This is a genomic window from Psychrobacter sp. TB20-MNA-CIBAN-0197 (genome assembly GCF_040309765.1).
GTDB lineage: Bacteria > Pseudomonadota > Gammaproteobacteria > Pseudomonadales > Moraxellaceae > Psychrobacter > Psychrobacter submarinus.
Genome location: NZ_JBEOPC010001145.1, coordinates 1 through 248, shown reverse-complemented (window position 1 = coordinate 248; position 248 = coordinate 1). Strand labels below are relative to the sequence as shown.

1 pseudogene is annotated in these 248 nt (G+C 44.8%); it reads left to right on the top strand.

The features are described 5' to 3' along the window. Positions 1–195, top strand: a pseudogene (locus tag AAEY83_RS17515) (SAM-dependent methyltransferase); the annotation flags it as partial. Positions 196–248 lie beyond the last annotated feature (53 nt).

Here is a 248-nt window from a genome sequence, read left to right as displayed (position 1 = left end):
GCGCAGCGCAATGAAATCAAAGCACTCGGTTATGATGAAGCCTTTATTCGCTTGTGGGAGTTTTATTTCTGCTACTGTGAAGGCGGCTTTTTGGAGCGTACCATCGGTGTGGTACAAGTAACAGCGGTCAAACCAAATAACATCGACACGCTACATTTTTCTGATTTACCAGCGGCAGACAAGGTATCCGCTTAACGCATTATTTGAGATAAGGTTGCGTATTGGTGCAAAAACGCCTAATACTGAGC